The following is a 437-nucleotide window of genomic DNA, read 5'->3' as shown; positions in this document are numbered from 1 at the left end:
AAACCGCCCCAGTTAAACTACCCACCATACATGGTCCCTGATCCGGATAACGGATCGAGGTTAGAACGTCAAGCACTTCAGGGTGGTATTTCAAGGATGGCTCCACCAGAACTAGCGTCCTGGTTTCATAGCCTCCCACCTATCCTACACAGAAGAACTCAACGTTCAATGTAAAGCTATAGTAAAGGTTCACGGGGTCTTTCCGTCTTGCCGCGGGAACGCTGCATCTTCACAGCGAATTCAATTTCACTGAGTCTCGGGTGGAGACAGCGCCGCTGTCGTTACGCCATTCGTGCAGGTCGGAACTTACCCGACAAGGAATTTCGCTACCTTAGGACCGTTATAGTTACGGCCGCCGTTTACTGGGGCTTCGATCAAGAGCTTCGCCTTGCGGCTGACCCCATCAATTAACCTTCCGGCACCGGGTTCCGTATATT

1 rRNA gene is annotated in these 437 nt (G+C 51.9%); it reads right to left on the bottom strand.

What is annotated here, in order from left to right:
* Positions 1-437: ribosomal RNA gene (locus tag OO306_RS28200) — 23S ribosomal RNA — on the bottom strand; the annotation flags it as partial.

Origin of the sequence: Pseudomonas sp. DCB_AW (assembly GCF_026240895.1) — a bacterium.
Classification (GTDB): domain Bacteria; phylum Pseudomonadota; class Gammaproteobacteria; order Pseudomonadales; family Pseudomonadaceae; genus Aquipseudomonas; species Aquipseudomonas kermanshahensis.
This window is presented reverse-complemented; position numbering and strand designations above follow the sequence as displayed.